Annotated in this window: 18 protein-coding genes; 9 read left to right on the top strand and 9 right to left on the bottom strand. The window is 42.9% G+C overall.

Annotated features, from left to right (window positions below):
• Positions 1 to 74: 74 nt before the first annotated feature.
• The 4 genes from HLI_RS15825 to HLI_RS15840 form a co-directional block, all read right to left on the bottom strand.
• Positions 75 to 1,169 (bottom strand): glycosyl hydrolase family 8, encoded by a 1,095-nt coding sequence (locus HLI_RS15825; protein WP_128525882.1) that lies wholly within the window; start codon positions 1,167 to 1,169, stop codon positions 75 to 77.
• Positions 1,170 to 1,195: 26 nt separating this feature from the next.
• On the bottom strand, positions 1,196 to 2,476 hold the full coding sequence (locus HLI_RS15830) for a glycosyltransferase family 2 protein (RefSeq protein ID WP_128525883.1): 1,281 nt from the start codon (positions 2,474 to 2,476) through the stop codon (positions 1,196 to 1,198).
• A complete protein-coding gene (locus HLI_RS15835) occupies positions 2,469 to 4,190 on the bottom strand; it encodes a DUF2334 domain-containing protein (protein ID WP_128525884.1) in 1,722 nt (573 codons plus the stop codon). The genes HLI_RS15830 and HLI_RS15835 overlap by 8 nt, the downstream gene beginning before the upstream one ends.
• Before the next feature lie 68 nt (positions 4,191 to 4,258).
• Positions 4,259 to 5,875, bottom strand: a complete 1,617-nt coding sequence (locus HLI_RS15840; protein WP_164908588.1) for a DUF2334 domain-containing protein — start codon at positions 5,873 to 5,875, stop codon at positions 4,259 to 4,261.
• Positions 5,876 to 6,166: 291 nt separating this feature from the next.
• Between HLI_RS15840 and HLI_RS15845 the strand changes: the two genes are divergently transcribed.
• Entirely contained in the window at positions 6,167 to 7,108 is a 942-nt protein-coding gene (locus HLI_RS15845; protein ID WP_128525886.1) for an LCP family glycopolymer transferase, read from the top strand.
• A gap of 195 nt (positions 7,109 to 7,303) precedes the next feature.
• Here HLI_RS15845 and HLI_RS15850 read toward each other — a convergent pair whose 3' ends face one another.
• The 4 genes from HLI_RS15850 to HLI_RS15865 all read right to left on the bottom strand — a co-directional run bounded on the left by HLI_RS15850 (position 7,304) and on the right by HLI_RS15865 (position 11,552).
• Positions 7,304 to 8,662 carry a GntP family permease gene (locus HLI_RS15850; RefSeq protein ID WP_128525887.1) on the bottom strand — a complete coding sequence of 453 codons (1,359 nt, stop codon included), beginning with the start codon at positions 8,660 to 8,662 and terminating at the stop codon, positions 7,304 to 7,306.
• A gap of 15 nt (positions 8,663 to 8,677) precedes the next feature.
• Positions 8,678 to 9,796 (bottom strand): glycerate kinase, encoded by a 1,119-nt coding sequence (locus HLI_RS15855; protein ID WP_128525888.1) that lies wholly within the window; start codon positions 9,794 to 9,796, stop codon positions 8,678 to 8,680.
• A gap of 120 nt (positions 9,797 to 9,916) precedes the next feature.
• A complete protein-coding gene (locus HLI_RS15860; RefSeq protein WP_128525889.1) occupies positions 9,917 to 10,969 on the bottom strand; it encodes a CdaR family transcriptional regulator in 1,053 nt (350 codons plus the stop codon).
• 133 nt (positions 10,970 to 11,102) lie between these two features.
• Positions 11,103 to 11,552, bottom strand: a complete 450-nt coding sequence (locus HLI_RS15865; protein WP_128526918.1) for an Lrp/AsnC family transcriptional regulator — start codon at positions 11,550 to 11,552, stop codon at positions 11,103 to 11,105.
• A 313-nt stretch (positions 11,553 to 11,865) separates the two neighbouring features.
• On the opposite strand from HLI_RS15865, the gene nikB reads away from it, so the two are divergent.
• The 8 genes from nikB (at position 11,866) to HLI_RS15905 (ending at position 20,538) form a co-directional block, all read left to right on the top strand.
• Positions 11,866 to 12,807 carry a nickel ABC transporter permease gene (nikB, locus tag HLI_RS15870; protein WP_128525890.1) on the top strand — a complete coding sequence of 314 codons (942 nt, stop codon included), beginning with the start codon at positions 11,866 to 11,868 and terminating at the stop codon, positions 12,805 to 12,807.
• Between the two features lie 87 nt (positions 12,808 to 12,894).
• A complete protein-coding gene (locus tag HLI_RS15875) occupies positions 12,895 to 13,734 on the top strand; it encodes an ABC transporter permease (protein ID WP_128526919.1) in 840 nt (279 codons plus the stop codon).
• A gap of 11 nt (positions 13,735 to 13,745) precedes the next feature.
• Complete coding sequence (locus HLI_RS15880; RefSeq protein ID WP_128525891.1) at positions 13,746 to 15,305, top strand: glutathione ABC transporter substrate-binding protein; 1,560 nt, start codon at positions 13,746 to 13,748, stop codon at positions 15,303 to 15,305.
• 8 nt (positions 15,306 to 15,313) lie between these two features.
• Positions 15,314 to 16,315, top strand: a complete 1,002-nt coding sequence (locus HLI_RS15885; RefSeq protein ID WP_128525892.1) for an ABC transporter ATP-binding protein — start codon at positions 15,314 to 15,316, stop codon at positions 16,313 to 16,315.
• A complete protein-coding gene (locus HLI_RS15890; RefSeq protein ID WP_128525893.1) occupies positions 16,287 to 17,261 on the top strand; it encodes an ABC transporter ATP-binding protein in 975 nt (324 codons plus the stop codon). The genes HLI_RS15885 and HLI_RS15890 overlap by 29 nt, the downstream gene beginning before the upstream one ends.
• Positions 17,262 to 17,788: 527 nt before the next feature.
• Positions 17,789 to 19,402 (top strand): gamma-glutamyltransferase family protein, encoded by a 1,614-nt coding sequence (locus HLI_RS15895; RefSeq protein ID WP_128525894.1) that lies wholly within the window; start codon positions 17,789 to 17,791, stop codon positions 19,400 to 19,402.
• Between the two features lie 33 nt (positions 19,403 to 19,435).
• On the top strand, positions 19,436 to 20,008 hold the full coding sequence (locus tag HLI_RS15900) for a chromate transporter (protein ID WP_128525895.1): 573 nt from the start codon (positions 19,436 to 19,438) through the stop codon (positions 20,006 to 20,008).
• A complete protein-coding gene (locus HLI_RS15905) occupies positions 20,002 to 20,538 on the top strand; it encodes a chromate transporter (protein ID WP_431357404.1) in 537 nt (178 codons plus the stop codon). The genes HLI_RS15900 and HLI_RS15905 overlap by 7 nt, the downstream gene beginning before the upstream one ends.
• A 150-nt stretch (positions 20,539 to 20,688) precedes the next feature.
• On the opposite strand, the gene HLI_RS21760 is transcribed toward HLI_RS15905, so the two are convergent.
• Positions 20,689 to 20,841 (bottom strand): hypothetical protein, encoded by a 153-nt coding sequence (locus HLI_RS21760; RefSeq protein ID WP_164908589.1) that lies wholly within the window; start codon positions 20,839 to 20,841, stop codon positions 20,689 to 20,691.
• Positions 20,842 to 20,976 lie beyond the last annotated feature (135 nt).

The following is a 20,976-nucleotide window of genomic DNA, read 5'->3' on the forward strand; positions in this document are numbered from 1 at the left end:
GAAAAGGAATATTAAAATATACGTGAGACTCTTGCCATCACACGGATTTTTCATTTAATTGAGAGGTGGGTAACTTATGAAATCCAACCTTTGTTCTTCAATTTTTCTATAGATAATAAAGGCACTAGATTATCAAAAATATGGGTATTTCCCTCGGGAGAAATAGAATACGCTCCTCGATATTTCGTTCCAGGTGACCTGAATTCTATCATACGTTCATAAGCTTTGAGAGCCAGCTTTTTATTTTCAATTTCTATTGATAGCATAATCAACAGGCCATACACAGCCGGTGATTCATAGTCGACTGAAGGCTTGAGGGTTTCAATATTGTATTCCCCATATAATATGCCTTTATTATTCAGTTCTGAGTATATAAATTCTATAAGACCTTTAGAGTTTTCACTTAACTGTGATTTGTTCAAAGCGACCAGAAGTTGATCGATCATGTTTACTTCATCATCGTACAAATATTCATTCCTATCTATTCGATAGGATTTAGGAGCTAGTCCATTTTTAAGAGGAAATCCTGTTGATAATTCGATCATCCTCATATAACTGTCATTTGTAATGTGATTGTTTTGTACCAGAATCTTCAATGCTTCAATGTCTAAATAGGAAAGTGTGATGGTGTCAGAACGGGCTTCATTTGAACGGTCATAGAAGTCCGTCAAGGTTGATTTATTCATCATATTTTTACCCAGGAAATGACTGATCTGGTTAGCTGTGTCTTTATATTTTGATTCCTGCCACAATAGATACCCTTCAGTCAAAGCTTTGACAATCCTGAGGTCGTCAACTAGAGCGTTAGTGGGGTCTTCAACTTTCCCATTTTTCGTCAGCTTCCAATAAACGAAACCACTTTCTTCCATGAACAGGTTTACAAGGGTGTGATAACTTTGGTCAAATGTTGGTTTGTCTTCGGTTTCAATCGCATAAAGCATAAGTAATCCAAGAGATTCAGATAAAGCCTCTCTCCCCTGGACTTCATCTGAATCTTGTGCCGTACTCTGGTGGATGTTGGTCGCTAGTGTGCCATTCTCATTTCTCATCCATTGATTAATGAATTGATGGGTATCCGTGTTGCTTCTCCCAGAGTTCCATGTCGTGAAAAAGGTGATGGTCAAAGCTGCAAATATGAAAAAAATAATGAATATGGGGATCTTTTTCAACTCCTCACCTACCTATGCTCCTTTTATTAAGAAGCAGATCTTTTTTCTTTTTGATGTTTTTCTTTGAATCTCTGTGTTTTGTACCAAGTGACTTCTTGATTGAAGAGCACCCGTTTCGTTTCAAGATATGTGGCATAGACCACTAAGATGATCCATAGTTGGGAGTAAGTGAAATACATGAATAGGATGATCCAGAAGTTTTTCCATGTCAGCTGATTCTTCTCAAAGCTCAGCGCTAAGGTCACTTCTGTTACGAATAATAAAAAGCCGAGAATGAGTAATAAGTAAGACACGATGCCGACTGACAGATTCAAGTCCCAAAATAAATTCATGATGAATAAAGTGTGGGAAACGATAACCCCTCCGAAAAATAAAAGGTATGTGAAAAGAAAATAGACAAGGTCAATGGCGACCTTCTTCTTTTTTAACCGATGAAAGTTAAGAAGGTACTTTAATATTACATACTCATTCCCTCTTGCCCAGCGTGTTCTTTGTTTCCACCAAACTTTTATGTTCTCTGGTTCTTGTTCCCATGTAATAGCAGCCGGGAAGAAACGGATGTGGTAACCTAAATCATACACTCGGAAGCTGAGTTCTGTATCTTCAGAGAGAGCTTTTTCGTCCCAGCCTCCTAACCTGTCTAAAATGGAAAGCCTGATCGCGAAATTTGTCCCTGGAATTGTAGACATCTTAAACCAGAACCAGCGTCCTGCCTGAGCCAACCACTGGAATGTTATCGTTTCAATGTTAATTAACCGGGTCATCAAGTTGCGGTTACTGTTTGTAACGCGGAATTTCCCGACGACAGCACCTGCTTTCGGGTCATTCTGCAGCCCTAAAGTGAGGTAGCGGACGGCGTCAGCTTCTGGAGTGTTGTCCGCATCATATACGATGATCACTTCTCCAGAAGCAGCCTTTAATCCTTGATTCAACGCTCCTGATTTGCCTTTGCCAGCATGGGGAGGTTTCGTATGGACGACTTTGATATTAGCGTGTTTATCTGCATAAGCATCAGCGATTTTTCCTGTATTATCACTCGAATTATCATTAATCACAATGACTTCCAATTTATCAAGAGGGTAATTCAAACGAAGCATAGCATCCAGAGTATCCTCAATGACAACTTCTTCGTCATGGGCAGGAATGAGGACACTCACTGAAGGTGAGCCATTTGCGGCCTTCTTCCATTTGTCTGCGGTCTTTTTGTAACTCTGAGCATGGAGATACCCGCCCTGCATGAGAAACATGTGATAAAATAACATCAACCAAATCAGGAATAGTGAAATGTATAAAAATAGGTCAGCCAACTTCATCCCTCCGTTCTTCTTTAGCCAAGCGTCTATAAGAGACAATCGTATAACTGAAGAAGACAATTACGGCTAATGTTCCTGTTCCTACCATAGCCCATGTAATTTTATCTATAATATTCCTGATGAAGTAGGTGAAGCTTATCTTAGATGTTGTAATTGAGGCAATCCGGGTTTGATTGACCGATACTTTTTCTCCTGAACTTTTAATGGAAACATCAGATGTATTCACTGTAGTGTTCTCTTCTTTCAAATCAATCCAGTCAATTGGAAATTTCTCTAAACGATTGACAAGTTTCTTAAAACCCTCAACTCCAAGATATGGATGATAAAAAACCGATAAAATTCCATCTCTAACGATCAATTGCTCCTCAGCGGTGTCGATGATTTCTTCTATCGCATCAGGGTTTTCAGGTTGGACATAACCTAAAGTCTCGGGTAAAAGTGTCATCCCACCTAAGAAAGATGGTTGTGTTATATAAGGGGCACCATCCATGATCTCCCAATCCTTGTCACTCAATTGCACTTGTCCGACATAGTGTGAGAAATGTTTTGCGATGGTTTGGTATCCGTTTTGCGACATCGTGTAATGGGGGGCTTCGAATGCTAATGGTGTTATACCGAAACCGAGCATCTCACTCATCCCTTTATTCACTTTGTCAGTAATATATTGTCTTTCAAATTCTTCCAACGTTGCTAAATAGCTTTCATACTCCAGGTCAGTCTTAAAATCATGAGGATTCTTGATCGGCTGATTGTCATCCGCTTCTTTGTAAATTGGCGTATTGTTCTCGACATCCCAAAATTCGAAACCTTCCCCTGTTTCTGTTGATCGGTATTGATGTGTGTATCCGTGTAATACAACAGATCCGCCATTTTTCTGCATATACTTCAGAACATCAAGTACCTCGGGGTGGTCCGACATATGGACATTGGCACCTGTTTCAGGATTGACATATACAGGGATGACAGCAACCATGAATGGAATGTTTTTGTCTATCAGCACATCTGCTACTTCTTTTAATTTCACCGGATCTACAAGTGGATGAACATCTTCCAACCTCATATACCCAGGATTATCATTTGTATGAGCTGTCTCGAATACTTCGTGCAACACTTCCCCTAATAAGAGGGAGAAAGGCGAAATTAATAGTTTTGAACCTACATAGTAAACCTTATTTTTTTTAGTGATTAATGGATATTCTATATGTCCAGCTTTAGCCCATGCTAAGACTTCCGCTGTTTTGTCTGCTTTGATATTAAAGACATTATGAATCTCCGTTTCTATTTTTTCTTCGGGTTTGGCGGTCAAGTATAATTCGTTGAAGTTTTCCAGTCCCATGGGTGTGGCAAAATTGTACCGGGAGCCAAATTGTTCTGTATTATGTCCGAACGCAACGATTTTACCTTCGTATGTTTGTATCGCTTTCACTAAAGCATCTGGCAGTTTCTGTTGTTTACCTCCGTGATAGAACAGATGAGTGATTTCCTCAGTATCTTCGGATGAAAAATCCACATCGCGCACATATTCAATGTCCGTTGTGAAATGACTGAGAAGTAAGTCCAATCTTTTGTGATTCTCTTCTACTGGGTTTTTTTCAGAGTAAACGACTAGAACCTTTGATGATTCACCACCACTATTTGCAAAAATGGATGTGGGAAGACAGAAACCAATAAGAGTAAGGAAAGAGATAAGTAGCAACAATTTCTTCACCGGTTCTCCTCCTTTATTTGATCGATTATATTGTTCTTAATAAAGAACATCAGGGTATGAAATTTTATTCATCGTTCCTCATGCCTGTTTCTTAATGTAATGAGATAAGAAAAAACAATCATAAGTACTGCTAATAAGCCCCCTATAATCAATGAGGTGCTTTGAAAGTTAAGGGTTAATAAATTGCTCGGCTTAATGATTTGTAAAGAAGCGGTTTTCGGTTCTACACGGAGCATTTTTTCATGATTGTCGTTAAGGGCAGGATAGCTTTGCTTTCCTTGATCATTAAGGTCCACCCACTCTAAATCAGATATGCTCAAAAGCTGGTCCAATAATTTTTCTAAGCCTTCAGGTCCGAGGTAAGGATGATAAAAGACACTCATGACACTATCTCTATTCAACATTAAGTTTTCAGCACGTTCCATAATCTGGTCAATGGATGATTCATTACCTTCTTCGATGTATCGTAAGGTTTCTGGTATTAATTCCATTCCATTGATAAATGAGGGTTTGGTCAGGAAAGGGGCTTCTTTCATTACTTCCCAATTTTGGTCGCTGAGCTGAAGTTGACCGACATAAGTAGAAAAATGTTTCGAAACTTCCTTGTAACCACTATGTGACATCGTATAGTGGGGAGCTTCGAAAGCTTTTGGTTCTAGTCCGTTTTCATGGAGTTCTTCTATCCCTTGTGAAATTCGTTGATTAATATACTGATCACTATCTTTTAGTAAAAAACTAGGGATAGCAGTATCTAAAAACTCGAATCCATCGCCGGATTTCCCTTTTCCTGACTGATCGGTGTATCCATGTAATACAAGACTGCCGCCTTTTAGCTGTATCTTTTGCAGTAGTTCTACTAATGCAGGGGAATCAGAAAGTTTATATTCCTCTCCTGTAGCGGGGTTAAAGTAAACGGGGGTAACAGAGACCATGAAAGGTATTTCTCTAGTGATCAGGAGGTCCATGCATTGTTCAAGCAAATCGACATCTGTAAGTGGATTCACATCTTCTAATCTTATAGCTGCAGGATGGGATTCTTTGTGTTCAATCTGTAAGATGTCATGTAAAACTTCTCCAAGCAGGATGGAGTCATGAATAGCAAGCTCATGATCAGCGTAATAGTAATGTTTCTGGTCTTGTATAAAGAGTGGATACCTATTTTCGGCTCCTGTGGAAGCTATCCATTCTTTAGTCGTCTCACTCCCTTTAACATCTACTATTTGATGTGCAATTGGGAGACTTATTGCCTTATCATTTGAAGGTAAGAGCAATTCCTGAACTGTGGCCAGCCCATTTATTTTAACGAATTCAAAGCCTGTCAGCTGCTCATGATTTTTACCGAATACTATCTTTTCCCCTTCGAAACCATTGATGAGTTTTGTAGATTTCTCTGGGAGGTCTTCTTCTGCTTCACCGAAATAAATGAGATGGGTAACATTTCTGACGTCCTTCTCAGATAACTCATTTGTACTTTTGAAGGCAAGGTTGGTTGTGAAATGACTGATCACCATATCCAGGCTTTGTAAATTCTCGCTCATTTCATTGGGAGGCCCAGGGTGGATGACCAGAACATTGGGAGGACTATCACTCCCTGCATTAACTTCGGACTCAAATGGGTGGCTGATTAGCATGAAAGAACATAAGGTGAAAATAGCGCTAAGGATTGTTAGTTTTCTGATAATCATTTTCGCCCTCCTTAGTAAGATGAGTTCTTTAAAATACGTCATTAATTCTTTATAAAGAACGATACAGCACAGTAGCTTGAAAAACAAGTAATATACCATCATAATTTAGAATATTATCGCAGATAGTGGAAGGAATAGGTAAAATACTGTGTATAAATTCATGAAAAGTGGAGGTTTATTATCTATTTCCAAGCCATTTCAATAGATTTTATAACAAATAGAATTGTAATGGTGTGAGGTTCTTTATATAATAGAAAAAGATTGTTAGAAAAAAATTGGAGTGAAGGATCGATGAGTCGTTCAACAAAACATAAGAAGAAAAAAGGAAGCTTGTGGAAGATCCCCCTTCTCTTGCTCTCTCTCATATTGATATCAGGCGGCATATATGCCTACACCGTGTATAGCGGTGCGAAGAGTACAGTGGAAGACAAAATGCACCGGGAAGTAGCCTCGATCGATCATGAACTGACTGAGAAGAAGCGTAAAGAACAGGAGCCATTGAATATATTGCTTATGGGAGTGGATGAAAGAGATGGAGATCAGGGACGTTCGGATGCCTTGATGGTCCTCTCTGTAGATCCTAACAACAATCGCAGCCAGATTGTAAGTATCCCGAGAGATACAAGGACCCAGATGGTCGGAGATTCCTCACAATCCGGCAACCTGGACAAGATTAATCACGCTTATGCCTTCGGTGGCACAGATATGGCGATTCAAACCGTCGAGAACTTCCTTGATGTGGATCTTGATTATTATGTGAGCATCAATATGGAAGGACTTGCTGAGATGGTAGATGCTGTCGGCGGCATCACCATCAATAATGATATCGACTGGGAGGGGAAAGACGGCTTCCATTACAAAAAAGGTGAACTCACTATGGATGGCGACGAAACCCTCGGCTACGTGCGGATGCGCTACGAAGACCCGAACGGAGATTTTGGACGTAATGAACGGCAACGAAAAGTCATTGAAGGAATTATCAATAAAGGAGCCAATGTCGGTTCCATCAATAAAATCGGTAACGTAATGGATGTTCTCGGTAAAAATGTCACGACAAACATGGATTTCGGGACGATGCAGGATCTGATGGTGAATTACCGGAGCGCAAGAGAGAATTTGACCACATATCAAATGACAGGAACCGGAACGAAGATCGGTGGCATCTACTACCTGAAAGTATCAGATCAAGAGGTTCGCGATGTTCATGACATGATTTCAGAGTATAATTCATAATCAAAAGGCCGTCTCTCAAGGAGGCGGCTTTTTGTCATTTCACAATTTGAATCATACCAGCTTGTAAAACACCTTCCTCCACTTAATAATCCTTATTTCCTGAGGTATACCAAATTTCTGGAACGATTGAAAAGGGAGAGATACTTATTAAAAACCGTCCAAGGAATAGTCCTTGGACGGTTTTTCTATGGTGCATCAAACGAAGATGAACCAGAGTACGGATGTCACGATGATTGCTGTCATCCCTTGAAGCAATGTACCCATTGTTTGAGCCTTATAGGCTTGCGTGATAGACATGCCGCTGAACTCTTTGACAACCCAGAAATAACTATCATTTACATGAGAAACGACCATTGCACCTGCACCGACAGCCATGACGACAAGTGCTAATGGAACAGCCCCTTCAATACCGATTTGCGGCAACAGAGGAGCAATCAGTGTTGATGTAATGACAATTGCCGCTGTTGATGATCCTTGAGCACTTTTCAAAGCTGCTGCGATTACGAAGGGTATGAAGATGAAGAGAGCCCCTACGGCAACTTCATTCTCTGCGATTCCTTTTATTAGGTCAGCAATACTAGTAGAGCTGATGACTGAACCGAACGCTCCACCTGCACCTGTAATCAATAGAATAGGAGCGGCTTCTTTGATTCCGATTCCTACCCATTGAGTGAGTGTTTCTTCGTCGAATTTCGGTAATAATGCGAACGCGAATAACACACCGACCAAAAGCGCAACAACAGGTGAACCCAGGAATAAGAAAAAGGAGAAGACAGGTCCCTCCCAGCCAGCAAATGTGATGACTGAGCTGAAACCGATAAGCAAAATCGGGACAAGGATCGGTGCGAATGATTTAGCAGCGGATGGCATGTCGCCGAAACTGCTCACGACTTCATCGTAATCATACACTTTATCGTCTTCGCTGCTTTCGACATGAATTTTTGTTCCAGCTTTGACAGCCCAAAGGTAACCGACTAAAATAGCTGGAATGGCAACGATGAAACCAAATAAGATGACCGTACCAAGATAGTTCTGTGCACCGATATTTCCTGCAGCTGCAATTGGACCGGGAGTAGGCGGGACGAGCGTGTGTGTTGCGAATAAACCTGTGGAAAGAGCGATGGCCATTGATGCTACTGTCACTTTCGTTTTGTTCGCAAGCGCTTTCTTTAATGATGATAAAATAACGTATCCTGAATCGCAGAATACGGGAATGCTGACAATACTTCCGATAGCACTCATTGCGAGCTGCGGGCGTTTTTCACCGACAATCCGGAGTACGACTTCAGCCATACGTAAGGCTGCTCCTGATTTTTCTAAAATGACTCCGATGATCGTTCCGAAAACAATGACGAGACCGATTCCTCCCATCAATCCTCCGAAGCCGCCATTGACAGCTTCTACAACATCCGTAAGTGGCATACCAGCTAATATTCCGATAGCGAAGGCGGCTATCAATAACGATAGAAAGGGGTGAAGATTGAACTTCGCTGTTGCTACAATAACAAACAAAACACCTAAAACTATGATTAAAATAAGACCGAATCCATCCATACTTTCACTCCTTCATTAGTAGAGGATCAAACGAGCAACTTGCTTCGTTGCCTGAAATAAATAATCTTCTGCATTTTCCAAGCATTCTTCTAACGATTTGGGACCTGGAACGATGGAAAAACAACTGGTGAAAAGTTGATTCAATTGCTCAAATTCACCGTCTATGCCGCCTGATAATAATAGGGCAGGTTTTCCATATTGTTGAGCTAATTCAGCTACATGTCCAGGAGCTTTTCCATACAGCGTCTGCTCATCACTTTGGCCTTCCCCCGTGATGACACAGTCAACATTCTGGACGGCTTCACTTAGTTGAATGGCCTCAGCAACAAGTTTTGCTCCAGATTCGAGTTTTGCTCCGATAGCAAGAAAAGCGAAGCCGAGACCACCTGCCGCACCAGAACCTGGATAATCTATTAAACTTTGGCCGATCGCTTCCTCTATAAGTTTTCCATAGGTGTGTAAGGATTGGTCATAAGAGACGATCTGTTCTTTTGTTGCTCCTTTTTGATGGGCATAAATGTGACTGGCTCCCCACGGACCTGTCAAAGGATTGTCAACATCGGAAGCGATACGGATCGTAGTTTCTGCTAAACGTGGATCGATGGAAGATAAATCGATGTGTTCGATATTTGACACATCTATGCCGAATTTTCCAACTTGTTGGCCATTGTTATCAAGCGTCTTCATACCAAGAGCTTGTAACATACCAAGTCCACCATCGTTCGTAGAGCTGCCGCCAATGGCGATCATCAAGTCACGATGTCCACGGTCGAGCGCATGTTGAATAGCTTCGCCAATTCCGTAGGTAGTCGTGTGGTCAGGATTCCTTTTACCTGGTGGGACAAGCGGTAAGCCAGCAATATTAGCTCCCTCGATGACAGCACGAGTTGCATCGAGGGCGAGATACCAGCTTTTAGATTTTTCCCCTAGAGGTCCCGTACAATCAAAAGTTACTTTCTCGTGCTCAGTGGCTTTTGCTAAAGCCTCAAGTGTTCCTTCCCCACCATCAGCCATCGGTTTTACGATCGCTTCCACTTGGGCATCGACCTCTTGAAAGGCTCGCCACATGATTTCTGAGACTCTTTTAGAGGAAAGACTTCCTTTGAAGGAGTCGGGTGCAAATAAAATCCTCATTTTATGGTCCCTCCTTATTTTGTCTTACTTTTATTCAAACGAAAATCAAGAGATAAAACAATTGATAACACGTACAAAAATTCATAATTATGTAAGCGCATTCTTGTGCAAATGCACAAGTCAATTGTTAATCAAAATACTTTGCAAGATGACGGCATCTTTGAATTTTCTTGGGTCAAGCCCGACTTTTTTACTTAATTGATCAAGGCGGTAAAGGAGTGTGTTGCGATGAATGTGGAGTTTTTCTGCAGTGCGGTTCATCTTCAAATCACATTCAAAATAGCAATGAAGAGTGTCTACATAGGGGCTTTCTATTTTCTTAAGGCGATGAGCGTATAGCTTTGTGACATCTTGGTATGTTTTTCCATCGATATGGTGCAGAAGCCGATCCATCTTCAGGAATTCACTGTAGACAGGTTTGCCTTTTTCTCCTGAGAGTTGTATAGCTTCCTGAGCCTGCTTAAATGAAGCGCGGATGCCGCGAATCGCATACCCGGGCTCTCCAATACCCATATAATCTCGGTCGGGACACGAGGGAAGGGAGTGATTGTAAGGCAATGGAACAACGACCATGTTTTCCTGGTATGGCAATACGAATAGTGGCTCGATATTTTCTGCCTCTGCTATTTTACGAATGGACTCGGCCAATTCAAAGGGGGATTCTGTTTGAAAAAGAATGACTTGCCAAGTTTTCTTGATATCGATCTTTAATGTGTACTGCGCTTCTTTTTCTAACTCTACTACATCAATATCGTCTGGTTGAAGCAGTTGGTGCAGCCAATGGCTCCATTGCCTCTCTTGATAGAAGGCTTGCCTTTGGATGTACATTTGTTCTAAAGCTATTTCCACGGAACCTTGTGTCATTCCAGCTGCTTGATAAACCTTGTCCGGTTCTCCAGTCAGCCCAACGACTCCTGCCAGCTCTCCACGGTGAAAAATTGGGAGGTTGACTCCAGGTTTAGTATTGGAAAAAAGCTCGGTATCTTTTGGGCTGATTTTTTGAGGCTCCAATGTTTTTATGACCTGTTGAGCGCCTCCATGTAATTGATCGATACGGGAGGTATCTGTGCTGGCGACAATCTTTCCAAATGAATCCATCAGATTGATGGGGACATTTATGTATTTGGATAAGCGGTTAATTATTTCATGACCGAGCTGGGAAGTTAATTCCATGATGGGAGGCTCCTTTTATATTTTGCTTTATTTTACCCGAAGATGAAGATTGATGAAGGACAGAAACTATGGGTGAACATCAAATGGCATCTATCAAAAAAGGACAAGTTCTCAAATGGAAAACCTGTCCTTTTTATAGTTTCAAGCCGCTTCTGCTTTTGAATCTGCGCAATAATGTATGACTTTCGACACGGGTGATGCCCTCAAGAGCGTACAGTTCATTGTTGATGAATGACTCCAGCTCTTTGAAATCCTTTACGAGGACGTGCATATGTAAAGTGCTCGGTCCTGTCATTTGGTAACAACTTGCCACATATGGATTGTTGGCAAGGTTTTCAGCGACTTCTACGAGTGAACGCGGTTCACAGTCAACTTCGAAAAATGCGGAGACCTGTTTGCCCACTTTTTCACTGTTTACAACAGCTGTGAATTTTTCAATGACTCCACACTCGATTAATTGATTGACACGTGAACGGACAGCTACTCTGGATAGGCCTAAGGTCTTGCCTATATCTGTATAAGAGAGACGCCCGTCCTCAATGAGCAGCTCAAGTATTTTCTTGTCTACATCATCTATTTTCAAGGTTGAATCCTCTTGCATTCCATCACCGCCTCAATTATTTCTGTAAGCCCTAAGAATTTTACCACTAAAATAGTCCCCTATCAAATATAGATCTCATAATTAATAGAAAAATTAAAAAATTTGCACTTTTTCCTGACTAAGGGTTTCAATTTTCTGAATATTACATTATACTCATTTACAAAGAAAAACGATTGTTAATTAAATTTATGAATTTGATTAACTTTCGAAATGTAAATGGTTATACTCATTTGTTTTTGGTGTTGGATTAAGATGAAACGCTTTCAAATGATTCCATTTGTTTAGGAGGGAAGACATGCTAGGTTTGATCGTTAAGCGTTTATTTCAGTTGGTCTTATTGTTATTTGGTATTTCATTTCTTGTATTCATGAGTATGCATTTAGCTCCAGGTGACCCAGCAACTATCATAGGCGGCCCGACAGCCACCGACTCTGATTTAGCGGCTATAAGGGCTGAATTAGGCTTGAATCAACCGGTGATGCTTCAATTTTTCGATTACATACGAGGGGTTGTACAAGGAGATCTTGGTTATTCTTTTCAAAATAACCAATCCGTTTCAGAGGCGATTGTCACCCGCTTCCCGCAAACATTGAACCTGGCTGTAGCAAGTATGCTGGTAGCGATTTTGATTGGAGTTCCAGCTGGAATCATATCAGCCATTAAACAGAATTCCTGGTTTGATGTATCAAGTACAACTGTCGCTTTGGCGGGAATATCGATTCCGAACTTTTGGCTGGGGGCCATGTTGATTCTCATCTTCTCCGTAGAACTTCAGTGGTTACCAGTTGGCGGTCTCAGTGCTCCGTTTTGGACTATAGAAGGAATGAAGCAGTTGATTCTTCCGGCGATTACGCTGGGAACAGCATCAGCAGCCATGATTGCAAGAATGAGCCGTTCAGCTATGTTGGAAGTCATTCGTGCCGACTATATAAGGACAGCGAGAGCGAAAGGGGTCAAGAAAAATACCGTTGTTTGGGTTCATGCCTTGAGAAATGCCATGATTCCCGTAATCACGGTGATTGGGTTGAACTTCGGTTTTCTTTTGGGAGGAACCATCATTACTGAACAAGTATTTGCGATCAACGGTGTGGGGCGATTAATGATCGATGCTATTGCTGCGCGGGACTTTCCGGTTGTCCAAGGGACTGTCCTTTTAGTCGCTACGCTGTTTGTTGTTGTCAATCTGTTAGTTGATATCATCTATGCTTTCGTTGATCCGAGAATCAGCTATGACTAAGGAGAGGAGGGGAAGATATTGGCGGGCTCAAGTACTTTAACAAGACAACAAACGAATGCGAACAAGATAGAAAGTAAAAAGGAAAGAATGTTAGTTAAAACAGTGAAACGTTTATTGAAAAATAAACTGGCTGTGTTTGGGTTATTCATTATTGTGATCCAGGTGATACTAGCAGCATTCGCTCCCTGGTTTGCTGCCTATGATCCTATCAAACAGGATTTGACCAACGCGGAACTTGGAATCGGTGTTGAAGGGCACTGGTTAGGTACAGACAATTATGGGCGGGATGTTTGGTCAAGACTTGTCTTCGGAGCTAGAATTTCTTTACTCGTTGGAATTGGGTCTGTGGGATTGGGTTTGATTGGCGGTATAACACTCGGGTTGATATCTGGTTATTTTAAAAAGCTTGATGGAATTATAATGAGGTTCGTAGATTTATTGTTCGCCTTTCCAGGTATTTTGTTAGCCATGCTCATCATCGCTATGCTTGGGACCAGTCTAATCAATGTTGTAATCGCAATCAGCATATGGTCGATCCCGACTTGCGCAAGAATTGTCAGAGGGAGTGTTTTGTCGATTAAAAAACAAGAGTATATCTTAGCGATGAGATCTCTTGGGGCTGGTAACACTCGTATTCTCGTCAAACATGTGCTGCCGAATTGCACTGCGCCGATTATCGTATTCGCGACTATGCGTATGGCTACAGCAATTCTATCAACAGCCGCTTTAAGTTTCCTGGGTTTAGGCGCACAGCCTCCCACTGCTGAATGGGGGGCGATGATCGCTGCAGGACAGGATTATATGTTTACATCACCACATCTTACCATCGTACCGGGAATTGCGATTATGTTAGTCGTTTTCGCTTTCAATGTTGTCGGTGATGGGCTAAGGGATGCGCTCGATCCAAATATGGAGCTAGATCAATAATATTAGGAGGAATGACATTGAAAAAAATTCGTTTGTATGGATTGTCGATTTTCGTAGTGGTCATGATGGTTTTGGCAGGGTGTAGTGATGAGTCTGGTACAGAGGCTGATCAAGGTGAAGGAAGTTCTGGTGCTGATGCCACTCAGGAGATCACGTATGCTACAACCTCTGATGTTGTAGGATTGTCACCGATAGATACCAATGATTCTGTTTCCTCCGCCATGATAGAGCAAGTCTATGAAACTCTTTTTATTCGTGATCCAGAAACAATGGAAATTAAACCACACTTGGCAGAATCTTATGAGAATCCTGATGACCTTACATGGGAAATCAAATTGAAAGAAGATATAACTTTCCATGATGGCACACCTTTTAATGCAGAAGCTGTGAAATATACGTTCGAAGAGTTCAAAAATGAAGAAAGAGCGGCTCCGAGGGCTTCACTAATGGAACCTGTGGAATCGATTGAAGTGAAAGATGAGTATACAGTGGTTTTGAAAACAGCTGAGCCTTATGGTCCGTTACTGGCGGCATTATCTCATACAAATGCTTCCATTGTGAGTCCTGAAGCTGATAAAGCCGGAAATTTAAATGAAAACCCAGTTGGAACAGGACCTTTCGTCTTTGAAGAATGGGTTCAGGGAGACCATGTTTCTTTGAAAAAGAATGAAGATTATTGGCAAGGAGCACCACAGTTAGAAAGTGTTACGATGAAAGTTGTCCCAGAATATTCCACAGCTGTTTCTATGCTGCAGACAGGGGAAGTCCAGTTTATCGATGCGATACCGACTGAACAGCTTCCACGCCTGGAGTCCATGGATAATGTGGAAATCCAGCAAAAAGAAGGCACCCCTGTTTATTACTTAGGTTTTAATATGAATAAAGAACCTTTCAACGATATCAATTTCCGCAAGGCTGTCTCTTATGCTGTCGATCGTGAGGCATATGTCCAGCAATTGAATGGATTGGGTGTGAAAAATAATAGCATCATCGGACCAAAAGTGTTCGGCTATGATGAATCCGCTTCTGAAGAAGGTTATTCTTACGATCCAGAGAAAGCGAAGCAATTGATTGAGGAAAATGGCTATGAAGGAAAAGAAATCACCTTGCTTGCAGCCAACCGCGATATGTATATGAAGATGGCTGAAATTGTCCAGGCCCAACTGACGGATGCAGGTTTGAGTGTGAACATCGAAACGATGGAGTGGGGGACTTTCCTTGATACGACTGCTGAAGGTAATTTCGAAATGACATTCCTCGGCTGGTCGAACAGTACCGCAGATGGTAGCGAATTACTATACCCGAACCTTCATTCAGATAATATCGGATCTTCCAACCGTATGGGATATGACAATGGTGAGTTCGATCAACTTGTGAATGAATCGCGGATAACCGTCGATCAGGAAGTGCGCCAGGAAAAACTGAATGAGGCAAATATCATGGCGGTCAATGACGGGGTTTGGATTCCAATGCATCACGGTGTAGTGACAGCGGCATTTGATCAGTCTGTTAAAGGCTTAGAGCTTGATCCGACAGGACAATGGTCCCTTTATAATGTAAGCAGAGAGTAGGTGGAGAAATGGGTACTCTATTAGATGTCAACCATTTGGTGACCTCTTTCCGCACAGCTGAAGGCAAACTTCCAGCTGTGCGAGGGGTTTCCTTTTCTGTAGATAAAGGAGAGACCTTATGCATTGTCGGTGAATCGGGCTGTGGGAAAAGCATCACCACATTGTCAGTCATGGGGCTCCTTCCTGATAATGGAGAAATCACGCAAGGTTCCATTACTTTTCAAGGCGAAGAACTAACGAAAAAGAAGGAAGATGAAATGAGAAAGCATCGGGGTAATGACATTTCGATGATTTTTCAAGAACCGATGACAGCGTTGAACCCTGTGTTCACCGTCGGTTATCAAATCATGGAGCCATTGAACCTGCATACGAAATTAGGGAAAAAGGAAAAGAAAAGCCGCGCGATTGAACTATTAACTCAAGTCGGTCTATCCGATCCTGAAAAAGTATTGAAAAAATATCCGCATCAACTGAGTGGAGGAATGAGGCAGCGGGTGATGATTGCCATTGCTTTGGCTTGCAATCCTTCTTTACTTATTGCTGATGAACCAACCACTGCCCTTGATGTGACGATACAAGCTCAGATTTTGGAACTGATCGATGACTTGAAAGAAGATTTGGGGATGGGTGTTGTTATGGTCACTCATGATATGGGCGTAGTAGCAGAAGTGGCTGATCGAGTGATGGTTATGTATGCAGGAAATGTCGTAGAAACCGGCACTGTCGAAGAGATTTTTGAAACGCCTCAACACCCGTATACGAAAGGGCTGCTGGCCTCCGTACCGAATGTTGATGACGAGGGTCATAATCTTGAAGCAATCCCTGGATCACTTCCCAACCTGAATGAAAAGATTTCCGGATGCCGTTTTCATCCGCGGTGCCCATATGCTATGGATAAGTGCAAGATGGAAGAGCCGCCCTATTTTCAAAAAACGGATCAACATAAGTCTAAATGCTGGTTACACGAGGAGGTGGCTTCAAATGAATCCCGTCAAAAAGCCTATTCTTGAAGTCAATCAAGTGAGAAAGTATTTTCCTGTCAAAAGCGGCTTCCTTAAGCGCACAGTCTCGAATGTCCAGGCAGTAGAGAACGTTTCTGTCGATGTCATGGAAGGGGAGACCCTTGGGATTGTTGGGGAATCAGGGTGTGGAAAGTCCACTTTCGGCCGGACGATTCTTGGTTTAGAAAGTTTGACAGATGGTTCGATCAAGTTCCGTGGGGAAGAAATCGGCGGCTTGTCAGATCGAGAATTGAAAAAATATAAAAAAGAAATGCAAATGATTTTTCAAGACCCGTATGCTTCCTTGAATCCAAGACAGCGGATCGGCGATGCTCTTGAAGAGGCTTTTGTCATTCATACCAAGTTGAATAAGGCCGATAGAAAAGAGAGGGTCAAAAAGCTTTTAGTCGAGGTGGGTTTGAAAGAAGAACATGCGGAAAGATATCCGCACGAATTCAGTGGAGGGCAGAGGCAGAGGATCGGTATAGCAAGGGCCGTCTCCTTGAACCCTTCTCTGATTATATGTGATGAAGCGGTCTCAGCCCTTGATGTATCTGTCCAGGCTCAAATCATCCAGCTATTAAAGGAACTTCAAAAATCACACCAGCTCACATACTTATTCATTTCTCATGATTTAGGTGTTGTCAAGCATATATCCAACCGTGTGCTGGTGATGTATTTGGGGGCAACGGCAGAGTTAGCCTCATCAGATCAACTCTTCTCCAATCCTTTGCATCCATACACGAAGGCGCTTTTATCTGCCATTCCCCGACCTGTCGTAGGGAAGAAAAAAGAGCGGATCCGCCTAAGAGGTGAGCTGCCGAATGCGGCTGACTACCCTAGTGGTTGTCCTTTCCACACTCGCTGCCCTTTGGCCCACGAGCGCTGCCGACAGGAAATACCAGCTTGGAGGGAAGTGGAAGAAGGCCACTATGTCGCCTGTCATGAAGTATAAGCAAAAGGTAACATATCCGGAAGGCTTAGTTTCGAGCTTTTGTGTGTGAAAGATGGTGGGAGGGAAAACGGATCGCTTTCCGTGGGCATGTGGTGTGCTTCCTCAGGCTTCGCCTTCCGGGATCACACCGATCATGTTCATCCCACAGGAGTCTCACCGTTTTCCCTCTCACCATAATATTGGAAGAATCTCGAAACCACATCTGATTGGAGGGAACTTTTGAGAATGAAAAAGCTATCATCCCTTCCGACAAATAAAGTGCAGGTTACCCTAAAACGATTTCGAGAAATGAATATCGTAAGGGGCGGAGGGGAACGACGAGACTCCTGCGGGAAAAGAGTGCTTGGTGAGACCCCGGAAGGCATTATGCCTGAGGAGGCTCAGCGCGCTCCCGCGGAAAGCGAGTTGTTCCCAGCAGCCCCGAATCTCCTTTAAATCTCGAAATCAAGTCTTCATTAAACCTCTTGTGGAAAAGCAATAACAAAATTTAAAATAATAAAAATCAAAAAATGGAAAGGGAAGTTTATATGAAGCATTTAGATCATCTCTATAATCCATATCACACGCCAAGACATACGACCGTTGCACATAATGGCATGGTCGCGACCTCTCAGCCCCTAGCAGCCCAAGCAGGTCTGTCGATTTTACAAAAAGGCGGAAACGCAATTGATGCAGCCATTGCAACAGCAGCGACTTTGACTGTTGTCGAGCCGACCTCCAATGGAATAGGAAGCGATGCGTTTGCCCTCGTTTGGGTGAAAGATAAGCTTTATGGACTGAATGGGAGCGGACATTCTCCTTCATCCATTTCCATCGATGCGTTGAAAAAACAAGGTTATGAAGAAATACCGAAATACGGCTTCACGCCTGTCACTGTCCCCGGGGCCCCTGGTACATGGGCGGAGCTTTCCAATCGTTTCGGAAAACTTCCATTCAAAGAATTGCTCGCTCCTGCTATAAAGTACGCAGAAGAAGGGTTCCCGATTTCTCCTGTGTTAGGGAAATTCTGGTCGATGGCTGCAAACAAGTTCAAGGAAGTACTCAGTGGTGAAGAATTCACTTCCTGGTTCGATACGTTCGCCCCGAATGGGAAAGCGCCAAAAATCGGAGAAGTGTGGAAATCAGAGGGCCATGCAAGTACATTGAAAAAAATCGCTGAAACGAAAGGTGAAGCTTTCTACAATGGTGAGCTTGCGGCAGCGATCGACCAATTTTCTAAAAAACATAATGGATACATATCGAAAAAAGATTTAGCTGATTATAAACCGGAATGGGTGGAGCCGATTTCTGTGGACTATAAAGGTTACAACGTTTGGGAGATCCCACCGAACGGCCAGGGCATCGTTGCTCTATCCGCGCTCAATATGTTGAAGGGATTCGACTATATGGATAAAGAATCTGTCGATACGTATCATAAACAGATCGAAGCGATGAAATTAGCGTTTGCTGATGGGGAAAAATATGTAGCGGATGAAAAACATATGAGTGTAAAAGCTGAAGAATTATTGAATGAAGACTATGCCACAGAACGAAGAGGGTTGATTGGAGAAGAAGCACTGACGCCGGAGGCAGGAACACCGCCTAGTGGTGGGACGGTCTATTTAGCGACGGCTGATGATGAAGGTAACATGGTTTCTTTCATCCAAAGCAACTACATGGGTTTTGGGTCCGGGTTGGTCGTGCCAGGTACCGGAATTGCACTGCAGAACAGAGGGCACAACTTTTCCCTTGATCCCGATCATGCCAATGCACTCGCCGGTGGAAAACGTTCTTATCACACCATTATCCCTGGCTTTCTGACAAAAGGTGACCAACCGGTCGGCCCGTTCGGAGTCATGGGAGGGTTTATGCAGCCACAGGGTCATGTACAAGTAGCTATGAATACGGTCGATTTTCACTTGAATCCACAGGCGGCTCTGGATGCTCCAAGGTGGCAGTGGATGAAAGACAAAAGTGTATGGGTAGAGCCGCATTTTCCGAAACACGTAGCAGAAGCTTTAGCTAGAAAAGGCCATAAAATTGAAGTACAGTTGGAGACGGGTGCATTCGGCAGAGGGCAAATCATATGGCGCGACCCTGATACGGGGACTTTGTATGGCGGAACAGAATCGAGAACAGATGGCACCATCGCTGCTTTTTAGGAGTGCATGGCGGATTGGAAAGGAGATGAGCGAATGCAGCAATGGAACCTCTTTATCGCTTTTTTTCGAGTGGGAATGCTTGGCTATGGAGGAGGTCCATCGTCCATTCCGCTCGTACATAAAGAAGTCGTAGACAAATACGAATGGCTGAGTGACGATGATTTCAGTGACGTCCTGGCTTTGGGAAATTCACTTCCTGGACCGATCGCGACGAAAATGGCCGGGTACATCGGCTATCGTGTGTCGGGAGTCATCGGAATGCTGAACGCAATTTTAGCGACGATTTTACCAACGATCATCATTATGATCGTCTTGATCACCTCTTTGAACAGTTTTCGAGAACAGCCTTGGGTGAATGGGATGACTAATGCTGTCGTCCCTGTGGTCGGTGTAATGTTAGCTAAGCTTACCTATGATTTTTTCAAAAAAGCAAAGGTGAATATGGGATGGATGGTTACAGCGATCCTCGGATTAGGATCGCTTGCGCTTATGGAATGGGGAAATGTCCATCCCGGCATCCTCATTTTTGCATTATTATTATACGCCCTGGTGAGTCCGTCCAAAAAAGTGGAATCCTCTAAACCGAAGGAGGCATCCTCATCATGATATGGAAAATATTTGTCGCCTTTTTCATTCCAGGTGTCCTTGGTTATGGGGGAGGACCTGCTTCTATTCCATTAGTGGAAAATGAAGTGGTGGATCGTTTCGGGTGGATGACAGTGACCGAATTCAGTGAAATGCTGGCAATGGCCAACGCTCTCCCGGGCCCGATCGCTACAAAAATGGCCGGGTTCATCGGCTATCAGCAAGCAGGTGTTTTAGGAGCTGTAGTTGGAGTGTTTGCAACCGTCGCGCCGTCTTTGATTCTGATGATCCTGCTGCTCAGTCTGCTAGCAAAATTCAAGAATTCACCGAAAGTGAAGAAAATGACCAACTTGATCCGTCCAGCCATCGCTGTCTTACTCGGCCTTATGGCTTTTCAGTTTTTCAGAACTTCGTATGACTCGAGTGGTGTTTGGCAGACCGGCTTTTTGATTGTTGTAAGTTTTATATTACTGGAAAAAGTGAAAGTGCACCCTGCGTTCGTTATTTTAGGATCGCTCATTTATGGAGCAGTTTTTCTTGGCCATACTTGATCGTTTTTTTGAAGCTGGAACAAAACGATAACTGCCACTGGAAAAGAGGAACAATAGGGTGGAATGGATCAGATGTTGTTGGAGCAGCATTTGCATTAATAGATTCACAAAGAAAACCCGGACGAATTCGTTGGCCACTGAAAAACCTTTTCAATCAAGAGCAGCTGTTAACGTTTGTTGTTGCTTTTTACGAATCGCTTGTCGGTGGATGCTTGTCGCGGGCACGGCCTCAGCTAACTTGGTCAAGAAGACCACTTGACCAAGTGGATCTTCGGCTCGCGCTGTTCCCGCAGGCGTCACCACCGAACGCTCATCGTGGAAGCAACGAGGCGCTTCTAAAAGAATGATTGGCCCGTTGGCGATATTCACTCTCCCTATAAAACGAATATTAATGCTCTTGGAGGAGTACGAACCCGAATATTTCATCGCAATAAAGAA

The sequence above is a fragment of the Halobacillus litoralis genome (assembly GCF_004101865.1).
GTDB lineage: Bacteria > Bacillota > Bacilli > Bacillales > Halobacillaceae > Halobacillus > Halobacillus litoralis_A.